31 protein-coding genes are annotated in these 24,921 nt (G+C 59.8%); 25 read left to right on the plus strand and 6 right to left on the minus strand.

Features of this window, described 5'->3' with window-relative positions; genetic code table 11:
• Positions 1-38: 38 nt before the first annotated feature.
• Both AC0L8G_RS09980 and ruvX read right to left on the minus strand, forming a co-directional pair.
• Positions 39-404, minus strand: a complete 366-nt coding sequence (locus tag AC0L8G_RS09980; RefSeq protein WP_473388702.1) for a hypothetical protein — start codon at positions 402-404, stop codon at positions 39-41.
• Entirely contained in the window at positions 401-868 is a 468-nt protein-coding gene (gene ruvX, locus AC0L8G_RS09985; protein WP_473388703.1) for a Holliday junction resolvase RuvX, read from the minus strand. Before ruvX ends, AC0L8G_RS09980 begins: the two co-directional genes overlap by 4 nt.
• Positions 869-923: 55 nt before the next feature.
• Between ruvX and AC0L8G_RS09990 the strand changes: the two genes are divergently transcribed.
• The 5 genes from AC0L8G_RS09990 to gatA are packed head-to-tail and all read left to right on the plus strand — an operon-like array spanning position 924 to position 4,726.
• Complete coding sequence (locus tag AC0L8G_RS09990; protein ID WP_473388704.1) at positions 924-1,955, plus strand: hypothetical protein; 1,032 nt, start codon at positions 924-926, stop codon at positions 1,953-1,955.
• Positions 1,859-2,257: a hypothetical protein gene (locus tag AC0L8G_RS09995; RefSeq protein WP_473388705.1), complete on the plus strand. Its 399-nt coding sequence runs from the start codon at positions 1,859-1,861 to the stop codon at positions 2,255-2,257. Before AC0L8G_RS09990 ends, AC0L8G_RS09995 begins: the two co-directional genes overlap by 97 nt.
• A 39-nt stretch (positions 2,258-2,296) precedes the next feature.
• On the plus strand, positions 2,297-2,596 hold the full coding sequence (gene gatC / locus AC0L8G_RS10000) for an Asp-tRNA(Asn)/Glu-tRNA(Gln) amidotransferase subunit GatC (RefSeq protein ID WP_473388706.1): 300 nt from the start codon (positions 2,297-2,299) through the stop codon (positions 2,594-2,596).
• 29 nt (positions 2,597-2,625) lie between these two features.
• Complete coding sequence (locus tag AC0L8G_RS10005; RefSeq protein ID WP_473388707.1) at positions 2,626-3,204, plus strand: hypothetical protein; 579 nt, start codon at positions 2,626-2,628, stop codon at positions 3,202-3,204.
• A 40-nt stretch (positions 3,205-3,244) separates the two neighbouring features.
• Positions 3,245-4,726, plus strand: a complete 1,482-nt coding sequence (gene gatA, locus AC0L8G_RS10010) for an Asp-tRNA(Asn)/Glu-tRNA(Gln) amidotransferase subunit GatA (RefSeq protein ID WP_473388708.1) — start codon at positions 3,245-3,247, stop codon at positions 4,724-4,726.
• A gap of 10 nt (positions 4,727-4,736) precedes the next feature.
• On the opposite strand, the gene AC0L8G_RS10015 is transcribed toward gatA, so the two are convergent.
• Positions 4,737-5,645 (minus strand): fatty acid desaturase family protein, encoded by a 909-nt coding sequence (locus AC0L8G_RS10015; RefSeq protein WP_473388710.1) that lies wholly within the window; start codon positions 5,643-5,645, stop codon positions 4,737-4,739.
• Positions 5,646-5,749: 104 nt separating this feature from the next.
• Between AC0L8G_RS10015 and AC0L8G_RS10020 the strand changes: the two genes are divergently transcribed.
• The 9 genes from AC0L8G_RS10020 (at position 5,750) to AC0L8G_RS10060 (ending at position 13,048) form a co-directional block, all read left to right on the plus strand.
• A complete protein-coding gene (locus AC0L8G_RS10020; protein WP_473388711.1) occupies positions 5,750-6,499 on the plus strand; it encodes an alpha/beta fold hydrolase in 750 nt (249 codons plus the stop codon).
• Complete coding sequence (locus AC0L8G_RS10025) at positions 6,499-6,783, plus strand: TfoX/Sxy family DNA transformation protein (protein WP_473388712.1); 285 nt, start codon at positions 6,499-6,501, stop codon at positions 6,781-6,783. Before AC0L8G_RS10020 ends, AC0L8G_RS10025 begins: the two co-directional genes overlap by 1 nt.
• A gap of 16 nt (positions 6,784-6,799) precedes the next feature.
• A complete protein-coding gene (gene gatB / locus AC0L8G_RS10030) occupies positions 6,800-8,302 on the plus strand; it encodes an Asp-tRNA(Asn)/Glu-tRNA(Gln) amidotransferase subunit GatB (RefSeq protein WP_473388714.1) in 1,503 nt (500 codons plus the stop codon).
• 66 nt (positions 8,303-8,368) lie between these two features.
• Positions 8,369-8,911, plus strand: a complete 543-nt coding sequence (locus AC0L8G_RS10035) for a hypothetical protein (RefSeq protein WP_473388715.1) — start codon at positions 8,369-8,371, stop codon at positions 8,909-8,911.
• Between the two features lie 93 nt (positions 8,912-9,004).
• Positions 9,005-10,420 (plus strand): M20/M25/M40 family metallo-hydrolase, encoded by a 1,416-nt coding sequence (locus AC0L8G_RS10040; RefSeq protein WP_473388716.1) that lies wholly within the window; start codon positions 9,005-9,007, stop codon positions 10,418-10,420.
• 95 nt (positions 10,421-10,515) lie between these two features.
• Complete coding sequence (gene cysK, locus AC0L8G_RS10045) at positions 10,516-11,565, plus strand: cysteine synthase A (protein WP_473388717.1); 1,050 nt, start codon at positions 10,516-10,518, stop codon at positions 11,563-11,565.
• Between the two features lie 222 nt (positions 11,566-11,787).
• On the plus strand, positions 11,788-12,102 hold the full coding sequence (locus AC0L8G_RS10050) for a hypothetical protein (RefSeq protein ID WP_473388718.1): 315 nt from the start codon (positions 11,788-11,790) through the stop codon (positions 12,100-12,102).
• 17 nt (positions 12,103-12,119) lie between these two features.
• Positions 12,120-12,545 carry a hypothetical protein gene (locus AC0L8G_RS10055; protein WP_473388719.1) on the plus strand — a complete coding sequence of 142 codons (426 nt, stop codon included), beginning with the start codon at positions 12,120-12,122 and terminating at the stop codon, positions 12,543-12,545.
• Positions 12,546-12,763: 218 nt separating this feature from the next.
• Complete coding sequence (locus AC0L8G_RS10060) at positions 12,764-13,048, plus strand: hypothetical protein (protein ID WP_473388721.1); 285 nt, start codon at positions 12,764-12,766, stop codon at positions 13,046-13,048.
• Between the two features lie 12 nt (positions 13,049-13,060).
• Here the strand turns inward: AC0L8G_RS10060 and AC0L8G_RS10065 are convergent, their stop codons facing one another.
• On the minus strand, positions 13,061-13,633 hold the full coding sequence (locus AC0L8G_RS10065) for a hypothetical protein (RefSeq protein WP_473388722.1): 573 nt from the start codon (positions 13,631-13,633) through the stop codon (positions 13,061-13,063).
• Between the two features lie 196 nt (positions 13,634-13,829).
• Between AC0L8G_RS10065 and rpmF the strand changes: the two genes are divergently transcribed.
• From rpmF to AC0L8G_RS10110, 9 genes are all read left to right on the plus strand, one after another.
• Positions 13,830-14,012 carry a 50S ribosomal protein L32 gene (gene rpmF / locus AC0L8G_RS10070; RefSeq protein WP_473388723.1) on the plus strand — a complete coding sequence of 61 codons (183 nt, stop codon included), beginning with the start codon at positions 13,830-13,832 and terminating at the stop codon, positions 14,010-14,012.
• Between the two features lie 118 nt (positions 14,013-14,130).
• Positions 14,131-14,967 carry a hypothetical protein gene (locus AC0L8G_RS10075; protein WP_473388725.1) on the plus strand — a complete coding sequence of 279 codons (837 nt, stop codon included), beginning with the start codon at positions 14,131-14,133 and terminating at the stop codon, positions 14,965-14,967.
• 99 nt (positions 14,968-15,066) lie between these two features.
• Positions 15,067-16,344, plus strand: a complete 1,278-nt coding sequence (gene eno, locus AC0L8G_RS10080; RefSeq protein WP_473388726.1) for a phosphopyruvate hydratase — start codon at positions 15,067-15,069, stop codon at positions 16,342-16,344.
• A complete protein-coding gene (locus AC0L8G_RS10085) occupies positions 16,341-16,574 on the plus strand; it encodes a hypothetical protein (RefSeq protein ID WP_473388728.1) in 234 nt (77 codons plus the stop codon). Before eno ends, AC0L8G_RS10085 begins: the two co-directional genes overlap by 4 nt.
• Entirely contained in the window at positions 16,552-17,448 is an 897-nt protein-coding gene (locus AC0L8G_RS10090; protein ID WP_473388730.1) for a PDZ domain-containing protein, read from the plus strand. The genes AC0L8G_RS10085 and AC0L8G_RS10090 overlap by 23 nt, the downstream gene beginning before the upstream one ends.
• Positions 17,438-17,938 (plus strand): GNAT family N-acetyltransferase, encoded by a 501-nt coding sequence (locus AC0L8G_RS10095; protein ID WP_473388731.1) that lies wholly within the window; start codon positions 17,438-17,440, stop codon positions 17,936-17,938. The genes AC0L8G_RS10090 and AC0L8G_RS10095 overlap by 11 nt, the downstream gene beginning before the upstream one ends.
• A gap of 74 nt (positions 17,939-18,012) precedes the next feature.
• The gene (locus AC0L8G_RS10100; RefSeq protein WP_473388733.1) at positions 18,013-18,345 is read left to right on the plus strand and encodes an FtsB family cell division protein; all 333 of its coding nucleotides are present in this window, start codon (positions 18,013-18,015) and stop codon (positions 18,343-18,345) included.
• A gap of 94 nt (positions 18,346-18,439) precedes the next feature.
• The gene (gene pdhA / locus AC0L8G_RS10105) at positions 18,440-19,432 is read left to right on the plus strand and encodes a pyruvate dehydrogenase (acetyl-transferring) E1 component subunit alpha (protein ID WP_473388734.1); all 993 of its coding nucleotides are present in this window, start codon (positions 18,440-18,442) and stop codon (positions 19,430-19,432) included.
• A 70-nt stretch (positions 19,433-19,502) separates the two neighbouring features.
• Positions 19,503-20,231 carry a hypothetical protein gene (locus AC0L8G_RS10110; protein WP_473388735.1) on the plus strand — a complete coding sequence of 243 codons (729 nt, stop codon included), beginning with the start codon at positions 19,503-19,505 and terminating at the stop codon, positions 20,229-20,231.
• 53 nt (positions 20,232-20,284) lie between these two features.
• Here the strand turns inward: AC0L8G_RS10110 and AC0L8G_RS10115 are convergent, their stop codons facing one another.
• On the minus strand, positions 20,285-20,776 hold the full coding sequence (locus tag AC0L8G_RS10115) for a GNAT family N-acetyltransferase (protein ID WP_473388737.1): 492 nt from the start codon (positions 20,774-20,776) through the stop codon (positions 20,285-20,287).
• An 88-nt stretch (positions 20,777-20,864) separates the two neighbouring features.
• Between AC0L8G_RS10115 and AC0L8G_RS10120 the strand changes: the two genes are divergently transcribed.
• Complete coding sequence (locus AC0L8G_RS10120; RefSeq protein ID WP_473388738.1) at positions 20,865-21,983, plus strand: glycosyltransferase family 4 protein; 1,119 nt, start codon at positions 20,865-20,867, stop codon at positions 21,981-21,983.
• Positions 21,984-22,667: 684 nt separating this feature from the next.
• Complete coding sequence (locus AC0L8G_RS10125; protein ID WP_473388739.1) at positions 22,668-23,039, plus strand: GNAT family N-acetyltransferase; 372 nt, start codon at positions 22,668-22,670, stop codon at positions 23,037-23,039.
• On the opposite strand, the gene asnB is transcribed toward AC0L8G_RS10125, so the two are convergent.
• The gene (gene asnB, locus AC0L8G_RS10130) at positions 23,036-24,916 is read right to left on the minus strand and encodes an asparagine synthase (glutamine-hydrolyzing) (RefSeq protein WP_473388740.1); all 1,881 of its coding nucleotides are present in this window, start codon (positions 24,914-24,916) and stop codon (positions 23,036-23,038) included. The two genes, AC0L8G_RS10125 and asnB, sit on opposite strands and share 4 nt — an antisense overlap.
• Positions 24,917-24,921: the final 5 nt, after the last annotated feature.

Below are 24,921 nucleotides of genomic sequence, written 5' to 3' on the forward strand. Positions count from 1 at the left end.
GAGCTTTATAGGCTCAAAGCAGAGTCGGCAATGGGGTTTTAGCGGCGCTTTTTCGCTTGTCTTTTCACCAGCCACATGATGGCGGCGACGATAATGGCGACATCGATGATCGCCATGACCGGGAACGATTCCGGCACGCCGCCTTCCAGATAGCTCCTGCCGCCGAGAATGAGGCCTGCCGTGCAGGCGATGATGGCGGCGATGATCGCATTGCGGCTGTGGGTTTTGGAGCCGTCCTTGGTGTCGGCGCGGGCGAGAAACCCGATCACCACGAAGACCAGGCCGAATCCCGCGACCGGCAGGGCGAGGCCCGGCGCGCCGCCCAACAGGGCGACAAGCAGGTGGAACACCCCGGTCAGCGTCAAAAGTGCGATAATAAGGTGGCGCAGCGTTCTGGCTTTCATGGGGCGATCCCTCTTATGCGGTCGATTGCGCCCTGGAGTATAAAGGTCGCCGCCATTTCGTCGATCTTTTCCGCCCGCTTGGCCCGGCTGGTGTCCAGGGCGATCAGGTCGCGCTCCATCGCGGCGGTGGACAGCCGCTCATCCCAGAAGGCGATGGGGAGATCGAGAATGCGCGGCAGATTGCGGGCGAAGGCGCGGGCCCGCTGGGCGCTGGGGCCCTCGGCGCCGTCCATATGCAGGGGCAGGCCGATCACGATGCCGGTGATCTTGCGCTCCGCCGCCAGCGCCGCGAGGCGCTCCGCATCGGGGGTGAATTTCTTGCGGCGGATGGTCTCGACCGGGGTGGCCACCATGCGCGCCGGGTCGCAGACCGCGACGCCGATGGTCTTTTCGCCGATATCGAGGCCAAACAGCGCGCCCGAGGCCCCGAATGCGGCGGCCAGTTGTTCAAATGAGTCGCTCATGGCTTGATAGTAGCAGGTGTGGTCAAGTCCGGTCGATGGGAATGGTCAGAGTAAGGTGTCAGCAATTTTTCGGATTTTTATTCTTGCGTTTCTAACGGGCGCCTTGATCGCATCCTGCGGGCGCGCGCCCGCGCCGGAATTACGCATTGCAGTGACGCAGGAGCAAGACGCATCGCTCATGCTTGCCTATAAATGGCGCCGTCCGCAACGACAGGTCGCGTTCAAGGAAATCAGCGGTGATTATAGGGTGAGGCAATGGGCGCTGCCCGCCGCATTTGAGATCACCAAGGGCGAGGACATTGACATTGTCTCGCGCCGCGACGGCAAGCGCTTCGACACGCTGAGATTGACGGCGAGCCCTTCGGCGGATCGTCTGCCTAAAGAGTATCAGCCGGTCGCGCCTTACGGCGCAGGCGGTGCGCTGGTCTATACCGGGCATTTCTGGCCGTTGACCGAAACCGGCGCCCGCGCCAATGCGGTGTTTGATTTCCGCCCGACGCCGGGCGGTCATGTGGTGGCTTTTGGCGAAAACGAGCCGTCCCTGGCTGACTGGCGCAGCCCCATGGCGCATCCGGCTTTTGTCTATCTCGGACCGCTGGCGCCCGTCGAGACCGATCATGTCATGGCGGTGATCGACCCGGCGACGCCGGACTGGATCGTGGAAGAGTTCAACCGCATCGTCCCGGCGAGCTTCGCTAAGCTCGTGGAGATGTTCGGGGCGGGGCCGGAAACCAAACCCAATCTCTTTCTCTCCGCACAGCCGGGGGCCGAGGCGCAATTGAGTTATACGGGCGACGCATTGCCGGCGCAGTTTCAGATCAGCCTCGAGGGCGGCGCATGGACGGAGCCAAATGACAAGGCGCGCGGCGTCTTCATCCAGTCGACCGCCCATGAGGCTGTGCATCTGTGGCAGGCGGCGGCGCGCCCGGGGATTCAAACCCGCCGGAATGGATCCATGAAGGCGCGGCGGACGCCATGGCGGCGGAGATCATGGTGGCGCTCGGGGAATGGGATGGTGCGGATTTTGAGCGCGATGAACGCCGCGCAAGGGCTGAATGCGCCCGCGAGCTTGATGACGGCTCGCTGAATGGCGCGCGCAATCGGGGCGATTTTCGCGCGCTCTATGCTTGCGGGCATGTGATCGCCTCGGCGGTGGCCATGGCGGAGCGCCGCTCCACGGCGAATTTCTGGCGGGCTTTTATCGAGCGGTCAGGCCCGGAGGGCTATTCCGAGGCGATGTTTTACGATCTCGTGGCCGAGCGGACCGGGGACGCGGATTTCGCGCAGGCGCTCAAGGAATTCGCCCGGTCGCCGCTCGCCCAGCCCGATAAAGAGATCGACAGGCTCTATGCCGCCGCTGGCGCCCTTGCGCGAGAGCGGGGGCGTTGATAGGCGTTAAGGCCCATTTGAAGAGTGTAAAGAGAGCCCATGTCGATCGATAAGGACACTGTGCGCAAAGTCGCGAAACTGGCGCGCATCGCCGAGCCCGAACAGCGCCTTGAGCCGCTGGCGAAAGAAATTTCCGGCATTATGGGCTGGATCGAGCAATTGAACGAAGTCGATGTGGAGGGCGTCGAGGCGATGGCCTCCACTGTCGATGTCTCATTGCCGATGCGTGAGGACGTGCTGCAATCCGGACCGACCGGCGGCGGACAGCCTGACAACGTGGTCGCCAATGCACCGAAGACGGAAGACCATTTCTTCGTCGTGCCGAAAGTGGTGGAGTAACCGACAAGACTTCAAAAGGGAGAGAACCGATGACCAGGATCAAAGCACTGTTATTCGCTGGCGCGGCTATGGCGTTTGGCGCCGTGACCGCTGCTTCCGCGCAGGACTTGCAGCTGCCGAAAAAATCCAAGCTTCCGGGTCTCACCAAACCCTTGGAGATTGATCCTTCGCGGTTGCGCCCGAATTATCCCGGCGGCGCGACGTCATGGATCGCTCCGATGCTCACCAGCGCACCGGGTACGATCAGCGGCGAGCGTTATTCGATCGACGGCAAGCGCCTTGAGCGCGAATTCGGATTTTCGATTGTGAACGCCAATGGAAGCCAGGCGTCGACTGCTGCGATCCGGTGCTTTGATGCGGCGGGAAGCCACCAGCCGCGTTTCAACCAGACTCTCACCATCCCGTCGCTCGGCGCGGCGAACTGGCGATCCTTGAGCGTAGCGCCGGTCGCGACGAATGACGGCGTCACGGAAGACAAAGATGAAGTCTGGTGCTCGATCTTTTCCGACATCCCTGTCTTCGCCTATGGATGGTCTGAACGGCGGTTCGGACAGGACCACGACCGCAGCAATATTTCGCTTATCGCCGCCCAGCCGGCGGGCAACTGAAACCGCGCGCATCTCTCAGTGCGCCTCAATTGAGTAAACGATGACAACGCCAGCCGATCTGACCCTCGCCAAATTGCGCGACGCCCTGAAAGCAAAAGAAGTCACCTCGCTTGAAGTGACCGACGCTTATCTTGCGCGCATAGAAAAAGCCAAAGCGCTGAACGCCTTCATCACGGTGACGCCGGACAAGGCGCGCGACATGGCCAAAGCGTCAGACGCGAAACTCGCGAAAGGCGAAGGCGGGCCGCTGGAAGGCGTGCCGCTCGGCATCAAGGATCTGTTCTGCACCGAAGGCACGCTCACCACGGCGGCGTCGCATATTCTGGACGGGTTTCATCCCCGTTATGAATCGACGGTGACCAGTCAGCTCTGGCGTGACGGCGCGGTGATGCTCGGCAAGCTCAACATGGACGAGTTCGCCATGGGGTCCTCCAACGAGACGAGTTACTACGGCAATGTCATCAATCCGTGGCGGCGCGAAGATGGCGGCAATGCCGATTTGACGCCGGGCGGGTCTTCCGGCGGGTCGTCAGCTTCGGTTGCTGCAAGACTTTGCGCAGCGGCGACCGCGACCGACACAGGCGGCTCGATCCGCCAGCCGGCTTCGTTGACCAATACCGTCGGCGTCAAACCCACTTACGGCCGTGTGTCGCGCTGGGGCGTCGTCGCCTTTGCGTCCTCGCTCGATCAGGCGGGACCGATCGCGCAGGATGTGCGCGACTCCGCGATCATGTTGAAGTCCATGGCGGGCCATGACCCGAAAGACTCCACCTCGGTTGATCGTCCGGTGCCCGACTACGAAGCGGCGCTGGGGCAGTCGCTAAAGGGACTTAAAGTCGGCGTGCCGAAGGAATACCGCATTGACGGCATGCCGGAGGAAATCGAGAAGCTCTGGAGCCAAGGCATCGCATGGATGAAGGATGCGGGCTGCGAGATTGTCGATATCTCCCTGCCGCTCACCAAATATGCGCTGCCCGTCTATTACATCGTCGCGCCGGCGGAAGCCTCCTCCAACCTCGCGCGCTATGACGGCGTGAAATTCGGCTATCGTGCGAAAGAATTCTCCGACATCACCTCGATGTATGAGAACACCCGCGCCGAAGGTTTCGGCAATGAAGTGAAGCGCCGCATCCTCATCGGCACTTATGTTCTCTCCGCCGGCTATTACGACGCCTATTATCTGCGCGCGCAGAAAGTGCGGAAGAAGATTTTTGACGAGTTTACTGACGCGTTTTCGAAGGTGGACCTGATCCTGACGCCGTCCGCGCCGTCCGCCGCCTTCGGGCTCGGCGAGAAAATGGCGGACCCGGTGCAGATGTATCTCAATGACGTATTCACCGTGACCGCGAACCTCGCCGGCATTCCCGGCGCATCGGTTCCGGCCGGGTACGACAAGCAGGGCTTGCCGCTGGGCTTGCAGCTTCTCGCCAAACCGTTCGACGAAGAGACCATGTTCAAGGGCATGTTCGCACTTGAGCAGGCGGCCGGCGCCAACAAGCGCCCGAAAGAATGGTGGGGGTAGGCGGGCGCGCTTACTCCGCCGGCACGGGTGAGGGCTGCGCTGCGCGGTCATCGGGATAATAAATCCGCGCGCCGGCGCTTTTCAGAAAACCTTCCGACTTCTCAAACGTGCGTTCCACGGCGTACCACGGGATGCCCGGCACGAGATGATGGATGAGATGGTAATTGTGAAAATTATACATCCATTTCATCAGCCAGCCGCGCCAGCTTTTTGATGGCACCATGATGAAGGTCTGCTTCATCGGATCGCTGTGATCGCCTTCAAAGTGATGCGGCAGCCAGTCGATGAAAAAACTCACCAAGGCGAATGTCAGAATGGTCGGGATTACTGACAGCATCAGCACTTCGCGCCAATATCCCATTAATGACAGCGTGATGATGATCGCAAAAGGAACAGCGGTTTCAATCGATGCGCGGATCAGGAACTTCCGCTTGTTCTGAACCAGCGGATACACCCTGATGATGTTGTAGTTGGTGTAGAAATAAAACAGCAGCGCACGGATGACCGCCATCGGGAAATTCGGCGCGTCGGAGACCCAGGCGTCGGTGTCGCGCTCGGGATCGTTCGTATGCGCGTGATGCAGCCGGTGCACATGGCGGTGCACGGTGTAGGAATGCAGGGTGAAGGAAAATCCGGCGACGCCGAACACATCGTTGAGCCAGCGCAGATTGCGGTGCCGGCCATTGATATTGTGGTGGGCGCATTCATGAGCGGCGGTGTAGCCCTGCGCCATCCAGAAGGCGTTCCAGAGCATCGCCACCCAGAGCGGGACCACGCCCATGGCGCCGAGCACGATGCCGACCAGCGTCATCGAGATCACCAGCAGCGAAAAGACAAGGGTCGGCCACTGAAACCCCTTGGTTTCACTGGCTGCGAGGATTTTTAAATCCCGCAGGGATTGAACCTCCTGGACGGACACGCAATTTGTTCCTTGTTCCCGGTCTCAAGCCATTTCGCGACACTGGGGAGTGTAGCATAGTTTCAGATTGAGACAATTTGAGCGATATCAAGGGGAAGGGTCTTATGTTCGGCGGATTTCAGGAGATCAGCTACACGGCTCCCTTGTCGCGCCCGCTTGAGAGCGACGCCTATCATCTCAAGGGCGGCGGCGACTGGCGGGTGATCGTGTTTCCGGGCACGCCCTGCAACAAGGTTCTGTTTTCCCGCCTGCTGCGGACTGCGCCAGCCGGGCTCGACATGGTGGTTCTGTCACGGCCCGGTTTCGGCCGCGGCCATCGGGAATGCCATCCCGATTTTGACGAGCAGGTGGCGGCGGCGACGCCGTTCCTGCCGGGCGGGGAGTTTGGCGACAAGAAGATCATCACCCTCGGCGTGTCCTATGGCGGCGAACTGGCGCTGAAAACCGCGCTGGATTTTCCCGATGTCGTAAAGGGCGTCGTCACGGTTGCGGCGCTGATTGACGAGCCGCATGACTATGCGCTGCAGCTTGAAAAGCTCGGCGCGGTCAACGGCATCGAGCCTTATGTGCCGAACCGCTGGCTCAAGGTCAGGAACGAAATCGCCGGGCGCCGCAGCCAGATCGGCCCGCTGCTTGAACGGGCCGCGAAGATCGAGGCGCCGGTCGAGGTGCTGCATGGGGACTTTGACGCGCTGGTGCCGAAGTCCAATGCGCAGAAGCTGATGCGGGTTCTGCCCAAGGCCCGCGCCGGTCTCGAAATCATTCCGGGCGGCACCCATTATCTGGAGCTGCAATATCCCCGGCGCGTCCATCGGGCGATCAGCCGGGTGATTGAGAAAGCTCAAGCGAACTGATGCGTATTCGCGAGATGCGCAATCTCGGACCGGCTTCGGAGCGCATGCTGAAAGAGATCGATGTGACCTGTCCCGAGGAACTGGCGGCGCTGGGCGCGGCGGAGGCGTTCCGCCGCCTTTCCTTCATTCAAGGCCGCCCCGCCAATCTCAATCTCCTCTACGCTATGGATGGGGCTTTGAGCGATACGGACTGGCGGGCGATCCCGGCGTCCCGCAAGGAAGAATTGCGGGCGCAAGCCATTTGCGAAAGCCCGCGCCGCCCGTTAAGAGGGCGCAAACGCTGAGTTAATGAGGACGAAGATGGGCGCGGAGCCGACAAAACTGCTGCAAGGAACAACCGGCGACTGGGAGATGGTGATCGGGCTTGAGGTCCATGCCCAGGTCTCCTCCAAGTCAAAGCTGTTCTCCGGCGCCTCGGCCGAATATGGCGCGGGCCCGAACGAGAATGTCAGCCTCGTTGACGCCGCCATGCCGGGCATGCTCCCCGTAATCAACAAATTTTGCGTCGAACAGGCGATCCGCACCGGGCTCGGCCTCAACGCCAAGATCAATCTCTGGTCGCGTTTCGACCGCAAGAACTATTTCTATCCCGACCTGCCGCAGGGCTATCAGATCTCGCAATACAAGGATCCGATTGTCGGCGAGGGCGAGATCGAGGTTGAGCTGGAAGGCGGGCAAACCATCATGGTCGGGATCGAGCGTCTGCATCTTGAGCAGGATGCGGGCAAGTCGATCCACGACCTTGCGCCGAAAGAATCCTATGTCGACCTCAATCGCTCCGGCGTCGCGCTGATGGAGATTGTCTCCAAGCCTGAAATGCGCACGGCGGAAGAGGGCGCGGCGTACTTTTCCAAACTGCGCTCCATCGTGCGCTATCTCGGCACTTGCGACGGCAATATGGAAGAAGGCTCCATGCGCGCCGACGTTAATGTCTCCGTCTGCCGCGCCGGCAATTACGACAAGTTCCGGGAAACCGGCGACTTCAAATATCTCGGTACACGGACGGAAACCAAGAACGTCAACTCCCTGCGCTATGTGCGCCAGGTGATCGACTATGAGGCGCGCCGCCAGATCGAAGTGCTGGAAGCAGGCGGAACGATTGATCAGGAAACGCTGTTGTTTGATGTGAAGTCCGGCACGACGCGGACCATGCGCTCGAAGGAAGACGCGCATGACTATCGCTATTTCCCGGACCCGGATTTGCTGCCGCTGGAAATCGACCAGGCCTGGGTCGAGGAGATCAAGGCGAATTTGCCGGAATTGCCAGACGCGAAAAAGCGCCGCTTCATCGCCGATTATGGTTTGACGCCCTATGACGCGGCGGTGCTGGCTGCGGATCAGTCGAGCGCTGCTTATTTTGAGGAAGTCGCGAAAGGCCGCGACGGCAAGCTGGCGTCGAACTGGGTGACCGGCGAACTGTTCGGCGCGCTCAATAAAGCGGGCAAGGACATTGAAGACAGCCCGATCAGCGCAGCGCATCTGGGCGAACTGATCGGCCTGATCAAAGACAATACAATTTCCGGCAAGATCGCCAAGGATGTCTTTGCGCTGATGTTTGACGGTGAGGAAACCGGCTCGCCGGCGGAGATCGTTGACAAGCGCGGCCTGAAACAAGTGACCGACACCGGCGCCATCGAAAAAGTCGTGGATGCGATCATCGCCGCGAACCCCGAACAGGTCGCCAAGGTCAAGGAAAAGCCGAAGACCTTTGGCTGGTTCGTCGGGCAGGTGATGAAAGAAATGCAGGGCAAGGCGAACCCGCAAGCGGTCAACGAGATTTTGAAAAAGAAACTCGGCGTCTAAATAGCGCCGAGTGAAACACGCATAATGCGTCTCGCCGGTTTGCGCCCGGCAATATGGGGGAGGGGTATGACTTCAGAGAAGAAGATCGACAACGTCAATCGCTGGCTGACGCTCGGCGCAAATATCGGCGTCGTGCTCGGCCTGATTATTCTCATCATTGAGGTGCGCCAGAACGCAACGCTCACCCGCGCAGCGATGGAGGCGGAAAAGAATGACCGTCTCGCGGCAATTGAATTGAGTTTGTCATCGCCGGCGGCCGCCGCCGCATGGACGAAATCGGTTCGAGCGCCCGAGGAAATGAGCGATGCGGAAATTCGAATTGTCGAAGGGCATCTCGTTTCCGTCATGCTTCAATGGGACAACATGTTTCAGATGGAGGCGGTGGGGCTCGCATCGCGCTCCCGCGTAGAACGGCACATTCAGAACATGGCGCCATATTATTTCGGCAGCGCCTTCGCCAAGAACTGGTGGGGCAACCAGATCGAAGGTTGGGCCGGCACGCCGATGCTGGAAGTGGCGACGCCAATCGTTTCCGCGGTCGATGAGGACTATATCGTCAAAGTTCTCGATAGTAGTCGGTTGGTCGAAGACAAGACTGCTGCAGAATAAACGGAAGCCTCCAGTCCCGTCATGACTTTCTCGCGAATTCCGCTAGTGTCGCGTTTCGTTTAATTCCGGCCAGCCGGCCAATTTGGGGGCTCCATGATTTTCCGTGCATTTCTCGCCGTTTCAACAGCCATTCTCGCCACGTCTACAGCGCAGGCGCGCGATCTCACTGATCACCAACAAATGGCGCGGGACATCTATGAGAAGGTGATCTCGTTCCGCACGGCCAAGGGACAGGAACAGGTTCCGGCGATGGTCGGCTATCTGGTTGGGCAATTCAAAGCCGCCGGATTTGCGGAAGGGGATATACAAGTCACAAATTACGACATCGAAGGTGAGCAAACGCAAGGCCTGATGGTCACCTTTCGTGCTGACGGAGAACCGGCGAAGAAGCCAATCGTCTTGCTTGGGCATATGGATGTCGTCGATGCGCTGGCCAAGGATTGGGAGCGCGCGCCGTTCACGCTGACGGAGGAAGACGGCTACTTCTTCGGGCGCGGCACGACCGATAATAAATATGGCGTCACCAATCTGACCCAGACGTTTATTCGTCTGAAAGAAGAAGGATGGACGCCGAACCGTGATCTTGTTCTCGTCTTTTCCGGCGATGAAGAAACCGGCATGGTCTCAACACGCGCGCAGGCGGCTTATGTCGCGGAAAACATAGACCCGGAATTTATATTGAACAGCGATGCAGGCGGCGGCGTGCTTGCTCCGGACGGATCGCCGATCTATTACGCCGTGCAGGGCGCGGAAAAGACCTACGCGACTTTTGAGCTGACGGTTAAAAATCCGGGTGGCCATTCCTCCCGTCCGCGCGCCGACAACGCGATTTATGAGCTTGCGCATGCGCTCGAAAAAATTGAAGCCTTCAAGTTTCCCGTACAATATTCGGATTTAACGCTCGCCTCTTTCGCCGCTGCGGGTCAGGTGACGCCTGGCGATCTCGGCAAGGCGATGATCGCCTTTTCGAAAAACCCCAAAGACAAAAAGGCGATTGCGGCGCTGCGCGCTAATCCTGAAACGGTCGGCACGACGGGCACTACGTGCATTGCGACGATGCTGCGCGCGGGACATGCGGAAAATGCATTGCCGCAATCGGCGACCGCGACCGTCAATTGCCGCATCTTTCCCGGCAATGGCGCTGCGGCGACGGAACAAGCGTTGAAGCAAGTTATCGACAATGATGCTGTGGAATTCACTCTTACCGCCGAAGTCACGGAAAGCCCGGAATCGAAATTGCGCCCGAACGTGCTGGCGGCGATCCAGAAATCCCTCGCGGCGAGCGGAGTGGACGCGCCCATCATTCCCTACATGGAATCCGGCGGCACCGACGGTATGCATTACCGCAACAAAGGGTATGACACCGTTGCGATTGCAGGCGCGTGGAGCAAATCGAGCGACATGTTCGCCCACGGACTGAACGAACGCCTTGCGGTGGACTCCTTCTATGGCGGGCTCGACCACTGGTACGTCATCCTGAAAGACCTCGCGGGGCCGCCCGCCGAGTAAACGCGCCGCATAAGATGCTAACGCCATGATCCTGCGGGGTGTGATTGATCATTCCGCCCTGCAGGCTTAAGTTCCCGACAATTCAGGAGAGAGACATGGCTCAAAAACACGACAGCATCCTCAGCACGATCGGCAATACACCGGTCATTCGCATCAACCGCCTCGCGCCGGAGGGCGTCAATCTCTACGTCAAATTCGAAGCGTTCAATCCGCTCGGTTCCGTGAAGGACCGGCTGGCGCTCGGCGTGATTGAAGCGGCTGAAAAGTCCGGCGATTTGAAACCGGGCCAGACCGTGGTGGAAGCCACCAGCGGCAATACCGGCGTTGGTCTCGCCATGGTCTGCGCGGCGAAGGGCTATCCGCTGGTGGTGTTGATGGCGGAAAGCTTTTCTGTTGAGCGCCGGAAGCTGATGCGGTTTCTCGGCGCCAAGGTTGTGCTGACGCCGGCGACGGCGAAGGGCACGGGCATGGTTGAAAAAGCCAAGGAGCTTGCCGCGAAAAATGGTTGGTTCCTGACCCGGCAATTTGAAAATGACGCCAACCCGGACATGCATGAGCGCACGACGGGGCCGGAAATCATTGAGGCCTTCAAGGGTGAAAAGCTCGACTATTGGGTCACCGGTTTCGGCACAGGCGGCACCTTGACCGGCGTGTCGCGCGTTTTGAAAAAGCACAGCCCCGACACCAAGATCATTGTTTGTGAGCCGCCTGACTCCGCCATGCTGTCGAGCGGCGCGCCGCAGGAGCGCAATCCCGACGGAAGTCCGAAATCTTCTCATCCCGCCTGGACGCCGCATCCGATCCAGGGGTGGAGCCCGGACTTCATCCCGAAGATCACGTCAGAGGCGGTGGACGCCGGCGTCATCGATCAGGTTGTGAAGACGCCGCCGGCTGACGGCATCATGTGGTCCCAGGCGCTGGCCAAAAAGGAAGGCATTTTCACCGGCATTTCCGGCGGGGCGACCTTTGCCGGCGCTATGGAAGTCGCCAAATCGGCGCCAAAGGGATCGACTATTCTCGCCATGCTGCCCGACACCGGCGAGCGTTATCTGTCTACGCCGCTATTCGCCGAGGTCGCCGCAGAGATGGACGCGGAAGAAATAGCGATTTCACAATCAACCCCCGGATTCCAGCTTCCTGCCTGAAACGCCTCGCAAGAAATTGAAGAGGCGGTTTCTCCGTCTTGAGAGAATTTCGTATATATTGATGCAGGCGCACTCGCATTCGCGGCTGCGTCGCCGGGCAGGGGCGCACGGAGGATATTATGGATAAGAAACTTCTGTTGGCGGGCGTATTCGCCATTGCAGGTGTTGGATGCGCTACGGCAGCGTCAGGGCCTGAGCTGTCTGCGAAAGCGGCGGAGAGACTTGCGGATTTCGAACCGACCGGGGAGACGAAATCCTGTCTCAGCCTCACCCAGATCTCGATCCATCGATGCGATCGACGATTATCATTTTCTGGTCGAGACCAGAAATGGCGACTATTACCTGAACACGCTTTCTCACCGTTGTTCTGGCGCCAGCCGGGGCGGTTATCACATTCAGTACACGGTCAATGGCGGGCAGCTCTGCCGCAATGAGATTATTACCGTTGTGGACAGCACAAGCGGGTTTACCGCGGGTTCTTGCGGCTTGAATGATTTTGAAAAACTTCAAGACGCGCCGCAGCCGGAAGAAGATTAGGCGTGGGCAGGCGACAGATGAAAACTCCTCACCCTCGCTTTTCTCTGGCGCGCATCGGTTTGGCGGCGAGCGCCGCAGCGGTCGCCGCAGGTTTTTGCGTAAGCGCGCTTGCGCGTCCGGCAAGCGCAGAGGACGTGCTCGCAAAATACGAAAAGACCGGCGAGCATGTATCGTGCTTGCCCTTGCGAACCGTACGTAACACGACCGTTCTCGACGATTATGCAATGCTGGTTGAGGCGGGCGGCGACATCTATCTCAATGAGCTGAACAACCGGTGTGCGGGGCTGGGGCGGGAACGCCGCTATTCCCGAGAATCCACGACCGGCCAAATGTGCCGCGGCGACATTATTCGCGTGCTCGATTCCTTTGGCGGATTTGCGGGTTCATGCAGCCTGGGCGCATTCGAAAAGCTGAACGAAATACCTGACGACGACGCAGAATAACGAAGACGGTTGTTACACTATTTTACAGCGCCGGGCCGGTTGGTCCGGCGTTTTTGTTTGTATGCAGATTAATTCAAAGCTTAACAAAACCTTTTTGAAACGTAAACAATAGGATAATTCGTCATTAACGGGATTTTAGTCTCGGCCCTTTCATCCTTCACATGGTTAATCCGTCAGCAAGGGACGCGGACGGTCGTGCAAAACAAGGGGCTACCGCAATGACAATCGCAATGGGTGTGGAAACGCTCGATATGGCCGAGCCATTATTGAGTGACGCAGAAATGTACCGTTTGGGGCTTGAAGCTTCGACAGTGGGAGAAGGCGGCGCGTTTGATCTGATCACCGCGCATAAATGGTTCAACCTCGCCGCAATGCAGGGCAATCTGGAAGCGCGCGCTTACCGCGCCGAGCTTGCGAATGAAATGACTGCGGAAGAGGTTGCAGAAGCTCAGCGGCTGGCGCGCGAATATCTCGTCACTCATCGCGCTCGTCTTAACGGCTAGCGTTTGCCTCGCCTAGATGTCGCCCCTGGCCAGTTGTGATGCTGGCCCAATATCGGAATGGGGGGCGGACTGGGCGACGGATCGGGGGGCGGCGTTGAGTTGTTGCGCCGCAATTTGCCGGAAAGTTTCTTTCTGCGTTTCGCTGAGATTGGTGAAACGCGGCCGTTTGGCCCCGCGCAGCATGGCGCGTTCGCTTTCATGCATTTCACGCCATTGACGTTTGCGCTCGGTACGGAACCGGGCGCGGCTGGCAGGATCCAGCTCCAGATATCGCTGGGCGGTTTCCGCCTCTATGCGCCGCGACTGTGACAGGCGCAGATTGCTTTCAAAAAAATCGGCCGCCATCAGGTCAACGAATACCGAGCCGGTTCCCGATTGGTCGGATTGGCTTGCCTCCGGAAAAGCCGCCTGCCGGAGCTCTTTTGCCGCGACGGCGCTTTCTCCCGCCCGGGCGTCAAGCGCGCCGGCAAGCGAAAAGGCGAGGGCCAATGAGACGAAGACCAGATAGCGCACAGTTGATTCCCCAATCACGACCGGGCCATTATAGGCCCTGGCGCTTTCCAGCGCCTGAAGGGAAATGCGCAAATCGCCGGATTCTGGTTAATCTGGGGAAAAAAACCGGGCCCGCGCTGAAGATAGCCTTGCCAAGCCGGGCGCCGTGATTTAGACGACCGAGCTTCCTATTCGAGCGCGCTCGCCCTCGGGGCCCTTCGCCCTGCCGGTTGTGACAAGCGCAGACGATTTAGAACACTGACTAGAACACTGGCGATTAGAGGTTTCCATGGCCGTCCCCAAGAGAAAAGTAACATCCGCCAAGCGGGGCATGCGCCGCAGCCACGATAAACTCGGCACAGCCGCTTACATCGAAGACAAGGATTCCGGCGAACTGCGCCGTCCGCACCATATCGACCTGAAAACCGGCAAATATCGCGGTCGTCAGGTTCTTGAGGCGAAAGACGACTAGGCGTTTATTCGTCCTATTCGAAGGTTTCGAACGCCGCCCCACGGGGCGGCGTTTGCATTTGCGCGCTGCCGTCTTATCCTGTCGTCCGGGTGTGGGGCCCAGACAAGGATTCTCGGGGATGACGTTTTTCAAAGCCGCTTTTGCGCCGGCATTCCTCATGCTCGCCGGCTGCGTGACTTACCCATATCAGACTGCATTCGATGCCTGCGACGCGGAAGCGGGCGCCTGCTACCGCTATTGCGAAGAGGTCGCCGGCGACGAGCGCGATTATTCCGCGTGCCATGCGGAGTGCGAGGTCGGCGCCAATCAGTGCTTCGCCAGCGCCTATGACCGCTATTCCTATAACAGTTCGGCCTATGGCGGGTCTTACTATGCGCCGTCCTGGCCGTGGTATGGGCGCTATGGCGCCTGGGGGCCGACCAACGGCTATTACTTTGATTTCAGCTATCGCAGCGGCGGCGGCTATTACCCGCCGCATCGCCGTGAACGGTATGATCGCCATCGCGGCGACCGTCACAGAGGCGACAATCACCGTGACGACAAACATCGTGATGGGCATCGAGACCGGGGCGATCATAGCGGGCGCGATCACGGGGATGGCGACCGGAAGCGCCGGGATCGCGGCGACTATAATCGTGGGGGTCGCAGCGAGGGCGGCGACGCCGCTCCGGTTTATCGCGGCGGCGGCCGAAATCGCCCGGCTGACGCTTCCCCGCCGGTCCAGCCGCCGGCGCGTTCGACCCGTCCGCCCGCAGCGCGCGATTACCGGCGCAACCCGCCGCCCAAACAACAGCCTGCGCCGCCGCCAGCCCAGTCCTCGCCGCCGCCATCAGCCCAGCCTGCGCCGCCGGCGGCCAAACCGGCCGCGCCCCGGCCGACGCCCAGATCAAGGCCGCAGAACAGGCGGCCAAATGACGAATACAAGCCGCGAAACAATCAGAACGACCGTAAGTAAGCGTCTCGAGGCCCCAAAGCGCAGGATTAGGCCGCCGCGCCCGTTGCGCTCATTCCCTGTCAGGCTATAGAGGCTCCGGACAACAATCGGAGCCTTTACATGACTGCTATCGCCGACATTTTCGCCCGCGAGATTCTCGACAGCCGCGGCAATCCCACCGTCGAAGTGGATGTCACGCTGGAAGACGGCTCGATGGGCCGTGCGGCGGTCCCGTCAGGCGCCTCCACCGGCGCTCATGAGGCGCATGAGCTGCGTGACGGCGGCGAGCGTTATGGCGGCAAGGGTGTCCTGCAGGCGGTGGAAGCGGTCAATGGCGAGATCTTTGACGCTTTGTCGGGCTTTGAGGCCGAGGATCAGACCCTGATTGACGAGACGCTGATCGCGCTCGACGGCACGGAAAACAAATCACGCCTCGGCGCCAACGCCATTCTCGGGGTTTCTCTGGCCGTCGCCAAGGCCGCCGCTGACGCGTCGGCGCTGCCGCTCTACCGCTATGTGGGCGGCGTCTCGGCGCGCGTCCTGCCGGCCCCGATGATGAACATCATCAATGGCGGCGAGCATGCCGATAATCCGATCGACATCCAGGAATTCATGATCATGCCGCTCGGCGCGGAGAGTTTCGCCGATGCATTGCGCATGGGCGCGGAAATCTTTCACACCTTGAAAAAAGGCCTGAAGGATGCCGGTCACAACACCAATGTGGGCGACGAAGGCGGCTTCGCGCCAAATCTCAAATCCACCGATGAAGCGCTCGGCTTCATCATGAGCGCGATTGAAAAAGCAGGCTACCGCCCGGCGGAAGATGTGTTCATCGCCCTCGATGCCGCATCCACCGAGTTTTACAAAAACGGCAAATACGAGCTTGCGGGCGAAGGCAAGTCGCTGGACGCCGCCGGCATGGCGAATTACTACGCCGACCTCGTGGCGCGCTATCCCATCGTTTCCATCGAAGACGGCATGGCCGAAGATGACTGGGAAGGCTGGAAAGCGCTGACCGACATGATCGGCAAAAACTGCCAGCTCGTCGGCGATGATCTTTTCGTCACCAATGAAAAGCGCCTGCGCGACGGCATCGAAAAGGGCTGCGCCAATTCAATTCTGGTCAAGGTCAATCAGATCGGCACGCTCACCGAAACGCTGGCGGCTGTCGATATGGCCCATCGCGCGCGCTACACAGCGGTCATGTCGCATCGTTCCGGCGAGACCGAGGATGCGACGATCGCAGATCTCGCGGTCGCCACCAATTGCGGGCAGATCAAGACCGGCTCGCTGGCGCGCTCCGACCGGCTCGCGAAATACAATCAATTGTTGCGCATCGAGCAGGAACTTGACGATACGGCGCGCTATGCGGGCGCGGCTTTCCTACGGTCCGTGTGACGCGTTTTTCGGCAGTCTTTTACCTGACGGCGCTATTGGCTGTGTTCTGCACAGGCTCAGCGAAGGCGCAGGAAAAGCGCTATTCGCTGGGCGCGCAAATGTGCCGGGGCTTGTTTCTAGTCCCGGTGACGCTCAATCGCGATGATGGCCGGACGCCTGACGAACGCACCTTGTGGTTCATCTACGATACCGGCGCATCGGCGTCCTATGTCGATCCGGATCTCGATTGAGCGTGTTTCGGGAATTAAAGTCGACGCCGCCAGACGGGCCAATATTAAAGACGCCTCGTCCGGCGATCTCACCATCAATAGGCTGACGGCGCGGATTTTAGACCTTGATCATCTGAGCCTTGGATTGGGGCGGTCGATTGACGGCATTCTCGCTGTCGATGTTTTCAAGGACTTTCTGATTGAGCTTGATTATGGGGCGGGGACGCTGACCCTGGCGGAAGGATCGGTCGAGCGAACAAATGACCCATCCAATATTTCCATCAAGGGCAAGGACAAACGCACCTGGGTTGGTGTTTCCATCGCCGGAAAGAAAAAACGCATTTTGCTCGATTCAGGGTCTTCCGGCGGGTTCTCGCTCAACAATATCCGTCAATTTCCGATGGTCTCTGCGCCGGCGCGATCAACCAACGCCTTCAGGCTCGACAAGGTGGAGAGCCGTCAGGACGGGCGGCTGGACGGCGAGATTGTCTTCGCCGGCGTTGTCTTTGACGATCCCGTTATCTCCGACGTGCCCGAGACGGAACTGTTCGGCGCCAGGCAGATGAAACATTTCGTCTGGACCATCGACCTCAAGAACAAGCGGGCTCGCGCCACGCCCGTCGCCGAGGGAGAGATCGCAACGCCGCCGGTGAACGGCCTTGGCATGTCCTTGCTTCCGCATAGAGAAGGCTTTGAAGTCGGTGCGGTTGAGCCCGGCGGACCGGCGGACGTCGCCGCCCTTGAGGCGGGCGATTTGATCACCAGGGCGAACGGAATGCCAGTCTATGACCGTAATTGCAGCACATTCGCCGATAGCGGACCGGTGACTTTCGGCTATAATCGCGCCGGCGCCGCCTATGAAACAAGTGTCACGCCAGAAGTAATTGTCCCATGAACCAACAATCATCGCGCAGCCCGGAAAAAAGGAAGCGCCGGTCATTCGTCCGGCGACAAACGAAGACCGTCCCAAAATTCGCGCCCTGATTTTCGCGGTGCTCGATGAGTATGGTCTCGATCCCGCGCCGAAAACCACGGACCGGGATCTCGATGACCTTGAAGAATTTTACGCAGGCGGCGCGTTTGACGTGCTTGCAACGGCGGAGGGCGACATCGTCGGCACTGTCGGGTTGTGGCCAATGGGCGAGGGCGTCGTCGAGTTGCGCAAAATGTATCTCAAGCCGTCGGCGCGTGGCCGTGGATTGGGCAAGCGGCTGTTGACGCACGCCATCGCCCGTTCGCGCGAGCTCGGCTTTCGCCGGATCGAATTGCAGACGGCGCGGGTGCTGGAAGAGGCGCTCGGCCTCTATGCGAAGTTCGGCTTCGTCCCCTCGGCGGAGGCGGCGCTGGAGCGGCGCTGCGATCAGGCGCTGGCGCTGGACCTGTAAAAAGAAATCGGGCGTTAACCCTTCGTTAACCCAGATTGATTCTTTTAAAACGCAATCAAAAAAAGAACTCGAAGATGTTGCGTATCCGCTTCCTTCTCGACATTGCGTTTCCCGCCCTCGTCATGTGTCTGACCGGCGTGCTGCTCTATGGCGCGGCGGCGAGCGACACTGGCTATCGGGCGCTGAGCCAGCTTCGCAAGGACGCAGAAGCGAGCGCGGCTGAGCTGGAAGGCCTGGAAACCCGCCGCCGCGAGCTTGAAAAACGGGCGGATCTCCTCAATTCCAAGTCTCTCGACCCGGATATTCTCGATGAGCGCATCCGGGCGGTGCTTGGCTATACCCAGGACGGCGACGTAGTGATTTCCCGCCGCGAGCTCGACAGGCTGCTTAACCAGCCTAAACGCTAGGCTTTTTCCCTTTTGGCGCCTCGCAATTCCCCGCCGCCGCTTGTTCGCGGGGGCTGGTCCGCGTATGACAGGGCCGAATTCGGGAGACCTATCAATGGCCGACGGCGACAAGAGCAAAACCAACCTTTCCGCGACGACGGAAGAGCTGCTGCAATATTACCGGGACATGCTGCTGATCCGGCGCTTTGAAGAGCGCGCGGGCCAGCTATACGGCATGGGTCATATTGGCGGTTTCTGCCACCTCTATATCGGGCAGGAAGCGGTGGTTGTCGGCATGGAAGCCGTGAAGCATCAAGGCGATCAGACGATCACCGGCTACCGCGATCACGGCCACATGCTCGCTTGCGGCATGGACGCCAAGGGCGTGATGGCGGAGCTGACCGGACGCGAGGGCGGCTATTCCAAGGGCAAGGGCGGCTCCATGCACATGTTCTCCAAAGAAAAGGAGTTCTATGGCGGGCACGGCATTGTCGGCGCGCAGATCCCGCTTGGCGTTGGCCTCGGCTTCGCCAATCGCTATCGCGGCTCCAATTCGGTGAGCTTCACCTATTTCGGCGACGGGGCTTCAAACCAGGGGCAGGTCTTTGAAGCGATGAACATGGCGCAGCTCTGGAAGCTTCCCGTTGTGTTCATCATCGAGAACAATCAGTACGCCATGGGCACCAGCGTCAAACGCTCCCACTCCGACACGCATCTCTATCGCCGCGGCGCCGCTTTCGGCATTCCGGGCATGGAAGTCGACGGCATGGATGTGCTTGCGGTGCGCGAAGCCGGCCGTCAGGCGGTGGATCATGCGCGCAATGGCGACGGTCCGTATATTCTGGAAATGAAGACCTATCGCTATCGCGGACATTCCATGTCGGACCCGGCGAAATATCGCACCCGCGAAGAAGTCGACGATGTGCGCGAGCATTCCGATCCGATCAAGCGCTGCGAAAAGCGTCTCTCCGATAATGGATTTGCGGATGAGGCGGCGCTGAAAGAGATCGACAAGGAGATCAAGGCGATCGTCAAGGAGGCGGCGGACTTTTCTCTGGAAAGTCCGGAGCCGGCGACGGATCAGCTTTTCACCGACATCTACGCCTGATCAGCGCGCACCTACCAATTTCGCTGCATTAGTGTCAAAATCCCCTGCGTATACGCGGGAGGGTAATCATATGAAAAAAATAGCTTCTGTAATGGCGGCGTCGCTCGCTCTTTGCAGTGCGCAGGCATTTGCGCAATCTGGTGATGAAATTGTCGTCACGGGCTCGCGGCTCGCGCGATTTTCGCAGGACGTTGTGCCGACCGTTACGCTGAAGCGTAATGCTGATTATGTGTTGATCAGCTATGACTTCATTTGCGATACGCGTGACGCGCGGGAGCGCAGGCGCGAACTGACGAAGACGCTTGAGAACCTGATCGCGGCGGCGGGAAAGCGTAAAGACATCGAGCTTTCAACGCTGATCGAATATGAAGACGCCTATGACACGTTGTATTTTCCAATACCGTACACATCAGTTCGGAGCGGCGTCTTCTCCAGCCAGTACGGGCGCGCCGACACTTCGGTGCAGACCGTTGTGATCAAGACTCTTGCCGGGGAAAACGCCAAGTCTCTTGGCGCCGCTGTTGAGCGTATCGAGCAGTTTGTGGACTCGTTGAAGACCGAAGGCCGCACGATTGCAGTTGATAAGGGCGACCCGCAGCTATCGGTCGTCGATGTTGAGCGCTACAGGCCGGAATTGACAACGGCGATCCGCGCAGACGCCGAAAGCCAGCGCGCCGCAGTAGGCGCCTCGGAGATTGACCTGTCAGGGTTGGAGCAAGTCGTGCGCTGGGAGCGGTCAGGCCCGCTCGAGCTCAAGATCTATATTCCGTACAAATACACTTTCACGATCACGCAATAGCGGGGCGTTAACCGGCGGCCGGCGCAATGTTTCGTACAGGGCGCCGCCGTCAATCACGCAAGCGCCTTGCGCATAATGATCAGCGTTTGTGCGTGCGGGTTCCACAATTCAGCTTCTTCGCGGCTGACTTCTTCGAAACCCAGACGGCGATAGATATCCATGGAAGCGGGCAGCCCTGTCGTCGTCTCCAGCATGACTTCGCTCCAGCCTTGATCCTGCGCATAGGCAATAGCTTCGTGGACCAGTTTCTTGCCGAGGCCAGTTCCGCGCGCCTTGGGTGAAACGATCACCCAGCGTAGTTGGCCTTTGCCGCCCCGGTCCACCATCGCTGTGCAGCCGACGAGGTCGGCGCCTTGCTCGGCCAGCCAGATCCGGCCCCTGGCTTCATTGTCGATGACAAAATCGGCCACGGTGCGCGCCACATAGGCTTCAAAGGCGAGCCCGGAAAATTGCTCTTCCTGCGCATATCCTTCGCCATGCAGCGTGATGATGCGGCCAAGGTCGCCATAGCGCAGATCGGTCCGAATGGTGATGTCTTTGGTCATGATCGCCGTCCTCGCCTGACTTTATCCGGGCTTGCGGCCGATCTGACAAGTCTTTGCGCGAGGCGCGAAACCTGTCACATAAAACGCCATGCAAGAGCCAGGGCAAAGCGTCGGAACGGGCGGAGAAACGGCGCTGCTGCACGTCATTCCGAGCTTCTCCTATGGCGGCCAGCAAGCGCGGCTGGCGGCGATTATTCGCGGCCTCGGGCCCTCCTATCGCCATACCATCATTGCACTGGACGGCGACCACGCCGCCCGCGCATTGCTTGCAGAGGAGAGCAGCGTCGCTTTCGGCGCGCTGACGCTGAAAAAGACCAGCGGTTTCAGCCTGTCGAATATATTGAAATTGCGGCGGCTGATCGGCGAAGCGGGCCCGGACATTCTGTGCACCTATAATTGGGGCTCAATCGAAGCGGTGGTCGCCAATAGGTTCGGTCCGCGCACGCCGCATATCCATTTTGAAGACGGCTTCGGCCCGGAAGAAACCATTGACCGGCAACTCCCGCGGCGCATTCGTGCGCGCCGCCGCCTGTTAAAAAATGCTGAGGTTGTTGTTCCCTCGCGCGCGCTTGAAAGCGCGGCGATTGTGCAATGGGGATTGAAACGGGTCCGGCGGATCGAGAATGGAGTCGATTTCGGCGGTCTTCAGGGCGGCAAGCGCGGCCATAATGATGCGCTGGTGGTCGGATCGCTCGGGTCGTTGCGGCCGGAAAAGAATTATAGGCGCCTGATCGACGCCTTTCGCAAAGCGGATATCGACAAGCGCGCGCGGCTGGAAATTTTCGGCGCCGGTCCTCAGCATGAGGCGCTGCTTGGCGCCGCCAATGACGACCCGCGGATTTCCATGCCCGGCCCGACAGCGGCGGCGGCGGACGCCTATGCCCGGTTTGACATATTCGCGCTGTCTTCAAACACCGAACAGGCGCCCATCAGCCTGATGGAGGCGATGGCTGCAGGCCTGCCGGTTGTGTCCACCAATGTGGGCGACATTGCGGAGATGGTGGCGGATGAGAATCTTTCCTACATTACCCCCGTCGGCGATGACGAAGCCTACGCCTATGCGCTGGCGCAATTGCTGCAGAATCCGTCGGCGCGCGCGGTGATCGGCGCTGCAAACAAGCGTAAGGCCAAGGAAGCGTTTTCACTGGAACGAATGATCGCCGCTTATCGCGGTCTGTTTGAAGAAGTGCGAGGTCGCCATGGTTGAAGTCGCAGTCACCCCGCTTACGGACCGCGAGAAGTTCCTGACCGACTGGTCCAGCCTGTATGGCGAGACGCCGGATGCCGGCTTCTTTCAGTCGCCGGACTGGATGAAATCCTGGCTGGCTGGCGCGCCGAATGAAACTGAACTTTTCAAGGTCGAGGTGACGGAAGACGGGCGTGTCGCGCTGATGGGCGTTCTGGCGGCGTCCGGTCGCAATTATATGGGGCTCGGGCCGCGAGAAATCTGGTTTCAGGAATTTGGCGACCCGAAGCGTGATTCCATCTATCCGGAATATCTCGACTTCCTGACGCCGCGCGAAGGCGCTGCGCCGCTGCGGATTAAAGCGGCCGGCGCAATCATGGATTATTTCGCGTCAGCGGATTCCTTTGTGTTTCGTAATGCGCGCATGCGCATGATGTCGGCGGTGTTGTGTGCGGCGGCGGGGCGTGGTTATCCCGCCCATATTTTGCGCGAACAGCCGGTTTATGTTTGCCCGCTGGATGAAGATGAACTCGGGTCCGGCTTGAGCAAGTCGCTGCGGACCAAGATCCGCCGGTCGATGGAGCTTTATAATGAGCGCGGTCCGCTGACCGGCGCGCTGGCGGAAACGCCGGAAGAAAAACGCGCCGCATATGAAAAGCTGAAAACATTGCATGAAACGCGCTGGCGCGGAAAAGGCCAGGAAGGGTGTTCGCCAATCGGCATTTCAATGCGTTTCATGACCGCCTTTGGGAAAGCGCGCCGCAGAATTTGCATTTGTTTGAAGTGCGCGCCGGGGACCAAACGATCGCTGTTCTCTATAATTTCGTTCATGGCAAGCGCGCCATGAATTATCAAAGCGGTTTTCACATTGAAGATGATAATCGAGTCACGCCCGGTTTTGTCGCCCATGCGCTTGCGGCGCAATACTACCAGGAGAATGGTTTTGAAACCTATGATCTGCTGGCGGGAGAAGAAGAATACAAGGCGCGGCTCGGGGAACCGGAAACCATCCTGACATCCTTCGTGGTGGAGCGGCCGACCTGGCGCAATAAGGTGCGCGCCCTGATCAAAGCCTAGCGGCGGGTGTTGCGCAGGAACGCATCGAACATGATGACGGTCCAGATTTCCTGCGCGCAGTCCGCGCCGCCGCTTTGATGGGCGGCGACCATCGCTTCAACAGCCTTTTCATTGAACAATCCGCTTTCGCGCCAATGGCGTGATGCGTTTAGCCTCAGGGCGGGATTGTTGTGCTTGCGGCGTATCCACTCCTTGAGCGGCGGCGCGAAGCCTTGTTTCTTGCGCGCGACGAAATCGGCGCCGAGGCGCGGCGCAAAGGCGTGTTTCAGAATGCGCTTCCCATCCATGGCTTTCAGCTTGTATTCAGCAGGGAGCGCGCCCGCCCATTCCACGAGTTTATGGTCGAGCAGGGGCGGCCGCATTTCGAGGCCATGGGCCATGGAGGTGCGGTCGCCTTTGACTAGCATTCTCCCGGGAAGCCATGTCATCAGATCGGCATATTGCGCGCGGGCGAGCGAGTCTTCGCTTCCGGCGTCGCGCATGGCGTCGACAATCACCGTTTCCGGCTCATAGCCGCCAAGAGCGCGTTTGAAATCCTCATGCAGCATGGAGGTCATGCGCGAGGGCAGGTTGATGGCGGCCGCAGCGGCATAGCCCTGCGCGCTGGACCGTGCGATCGCCTGAAAGGTCGTCTTGGCGCGCAAATATCTGGGCGCCCAGTCGAGTTTCGGATAGGCGGCGCCAAGCGGGCCGAACACCCCGGCGCGCAGAGGCGCGGGCGCAAGCTCGCGCATTTTCTCTTCCGCCATGAAAAACGGGTAGCGCCGATAGCCGGCGAAAATCTCGTCGCCGCCATCGCCGGATAGCGCGACGGTGACGTGACGGCGCGTTTCCTGCGCGACCAGATAAGACGGCAGCGCAGAGGAATCCGCGAAAGGCTCGCCCATGGTTTCGGCGATGGCGTCGATAAGCGCCGTCGCGCTGCATTCTGCGAAGGTTTCGTGATGCGCGGCGCCGAATTTCGCGGCGATCTCGCGCGCGATGCTGCGCTCATCATGGGCGCTTTCGTCGAACCCCACGGTGCAGGTCGTCGGGCGGGCGCCGGTTTCCGCCATTGAGGACAAGATGCTCGCGGAGTCGACGCCGCCGGATAAAAAGGCGCCGAGCGGGGCGTCCGACAGCATTTGCAGCGCTACGGCTTCATCGATTTTCGCGCGCAGAATTTCTGCGGCGTCTTCAAAAGGCGGGGCGGCGGCGTCGGCGAAGACCGGGCGCCAGTACCGTTCAAGCCGCGGCGTTTGTCCGCGCTCCACTTGAAGCATATGCGCCGGCGGCAGCTTGTAGACGCCGCGATAGATGGTTTTCGGGTCCGGCACATAGCCATAGAAGAAATAGTCTGCTGCGGCGCGCGGATCGATGCTGAGATCGAGAAGACCGGATGCGGCGAGGGCGCCGATTTCCGAAGCAAAAAGCAGGAATCCGTCGCCGGTCTCGGCATAATAGAGCGGCTTCTCGCCCAGCCGGTCCCGGGCGAGCGTAAGCCGGCGCGATTGCGGTTCCCAAAAACCGAACGCAAACATGCCGCGCAACTGATCGAGAAAGTCTGCGCCGTTTAAGGCCAGTCCTTCGGCCATAAGTTCTGTGTCTGACCGGGTTTTGAGCGCGACGCCGTCAAGCCGTCCGGCAAGCGCGTGAAAATTATACATCTCGCCATTATAGGTGAGTACAGCGCCGCGCGTTTGCGCGAGAAAGGGTTGAGCGCCGCCATGCCTGTCGATGATGGCGAGACGGCGATGACCGAAGCCGACGCCGGGCGCATAGAAATAGCCTTCGCCATCGGGGCCGCGATGGGCGAGGGCATCGGTCATGCGTTGCAAGGCGCCGCGATCGATCTCGCGCTCGCCTTCCAGATCAAAAATGCCTGTTATGCCGCACATATGGT

The sequence above is a fragment of the Hyphococcus sp. D3-15 genome, assembly GCF_055809375.1.

Bases quoted from the DNA above. Each gene is read 5' to 3' on its own strand.
- gatA (WP_473388708.1), top strand. From the start codon at position 3,245: ATGACAACGCCAGCCGATCTGACCCTCGCCAAATTGCGCGACGCCCTG.
- ruvX (WP_473388703.1), bottom strand. From the start codon at position 868: ATGAGCGACTCATTTGAACAACTGGCCGCCGCATTCGGGGCCTCGGGC.
- AC0L8G_RS10060 (WP_473388721.1), top strand. From the start codon at position 12,764: ATGACAATCGCAATGGGTGTGGAAACGCTCGATATGGCCGAGCCATTA.
- AC0L8G_RS10020 (WP_473388711.1), top strand. From the start codon at position 5,750: ATGTTCGGCGGATTTCAGGAGATCAGCTACACGGCTCCCTTGTCGCGC.
- AC0L8G_RS10025 (WP_473388712.1), top strand. From the start codon at position 6,499: ATGCGTATTCGCGAGATGCGCAATCTCGGACCGGCTTCGGAGCGCATG.
- AC0L8G_RS10090 (WP_473388730.1), top strand. From the start codon at position 16,552: ATGTCGATCCGGATCTCGATTGAGCGTGTTTCGGGAATTAAAGTCGAC.
- AC0L8G_RS10110 (WP_473388735.1), top strand. From the start codon at position 19,503: ATGAAAAAAATAGCTTCTGTAATGGCGGCGTCGCTCGCTCTTTGCAGT.
- AC0L8G_RS10035 (WP_473388715.1), top strand. From the start codon at position 8,369: ATGACTTCAGAGAAGAAGATCGACAACGTCAATCGCTGGCTGACGCTC.
- AC0L8G_RS10040 (WP_473388716.1), top strand. From the start codon at position 9,005: ATGATTTTCCGTGCATTTCTCGCCGTTTCAACAGCCATTCTCGCCACG.
- gatC (WP_473388706.1), top strand. From the start codon at position 2,297: ATGTCGATCGATAAGGACACTGTGCGCAAAGTCGCGAAACTGGCGCGC.
- cysK (WP_473388717.1), top strand. From the start codon at position 10,516: ATGGCTCAAAAACACGACAGCATCCTCAGCACGATCGGCAATACACCG.
- AC0L8G_RS10120 (WP_473388738.1), top strand. From the start codon at position 20,865: ATGCAAGAGCCAGGGCAAAGCGTCGGAACGGGCGGAGAAACGGCGCTG.
- gatB (WP_473388714.1), top strand. From the start codon at position 6,800: ATGGGCGCGGAGCCGACAAAACTGCTGCAAGGAACAACCGGCGACTGG.
- AC0L8G_RS10005 (WP_473388707.1), top strand. From the start codon at position 2,626: ATGACCAGGATCAAAGCACTGTTATTCGCTGGCGCGGCTATGGCGTTT.
- AC0L8G_RS10115 (WP_473388737.1), bottom strand. From the start codon at position 20,776: ATGACCAAAGACATCACCATTCGGACCGATCTGCGCTATGGCGACCTT.
- AC0L8G_RS09980 (WP_473388702.1), bottom strand. From the start codon at position 404: ATGAAAGCCAGAACGCTGCGCCACCTTATTATCGCACTTTTGACGCTG.
- rpmF (WP_473388723.1), top strand. From the start codon at position 13,830: ATGGCCGTCCCCAAGAGAAAAGTAACATCCGCCAAGCGGGGCATGCGC.
- AC0L8G_RS10075 (WP_473388725.1), top strand. From the start codon at position 14,131: ATGACGTTTTTCAAAGCCGCTTTTGCGCCGGCATTCCTCATGCTCGCC.
- AC0L8G_RS09995 (WP_473388705.1), top strand. From the start codon at position 1,859: ATGGTGGCGCTCGGGGAATGGGATGGTGCGGATTTTGAGCGCGATGAA.
- asnB (WP_473388740.1), bottom strand. From the start codon at position 24,916: ATGTGCGGCATAACAGGCATTTTTGATCTGGAAGGCGAGCGCGAGATC.
- AC0L8G_RS10100 (WP_473388733.1), top strand. From the start codon at position 18,013: ATGTTGCGTATCCGCTTCCTTCTCGACATTGCGTTTCCCGCCCTCGTC.
- eno (WP_473388726.1), top strand. From the start codon at position 15,067: ATGACTGCTATCGCCGACATTTTCGCCCGCGAGATTCTCGACAGCCGC.
- pdhA (WP_473388734.1), top strand. From the start codon at position 18,440: ATGGCCGACGGCGACAAGAGCAAAACCAACCTTTCCGCGACGACGGAA.
- AC0L8G_RS10055 (WP_473388719.1), top strand. From the start codon at position 12,120: ATGAAAACTCCTCACCCTCGCTTTTCTCTGGCGCGCATCGGTTTGGCG.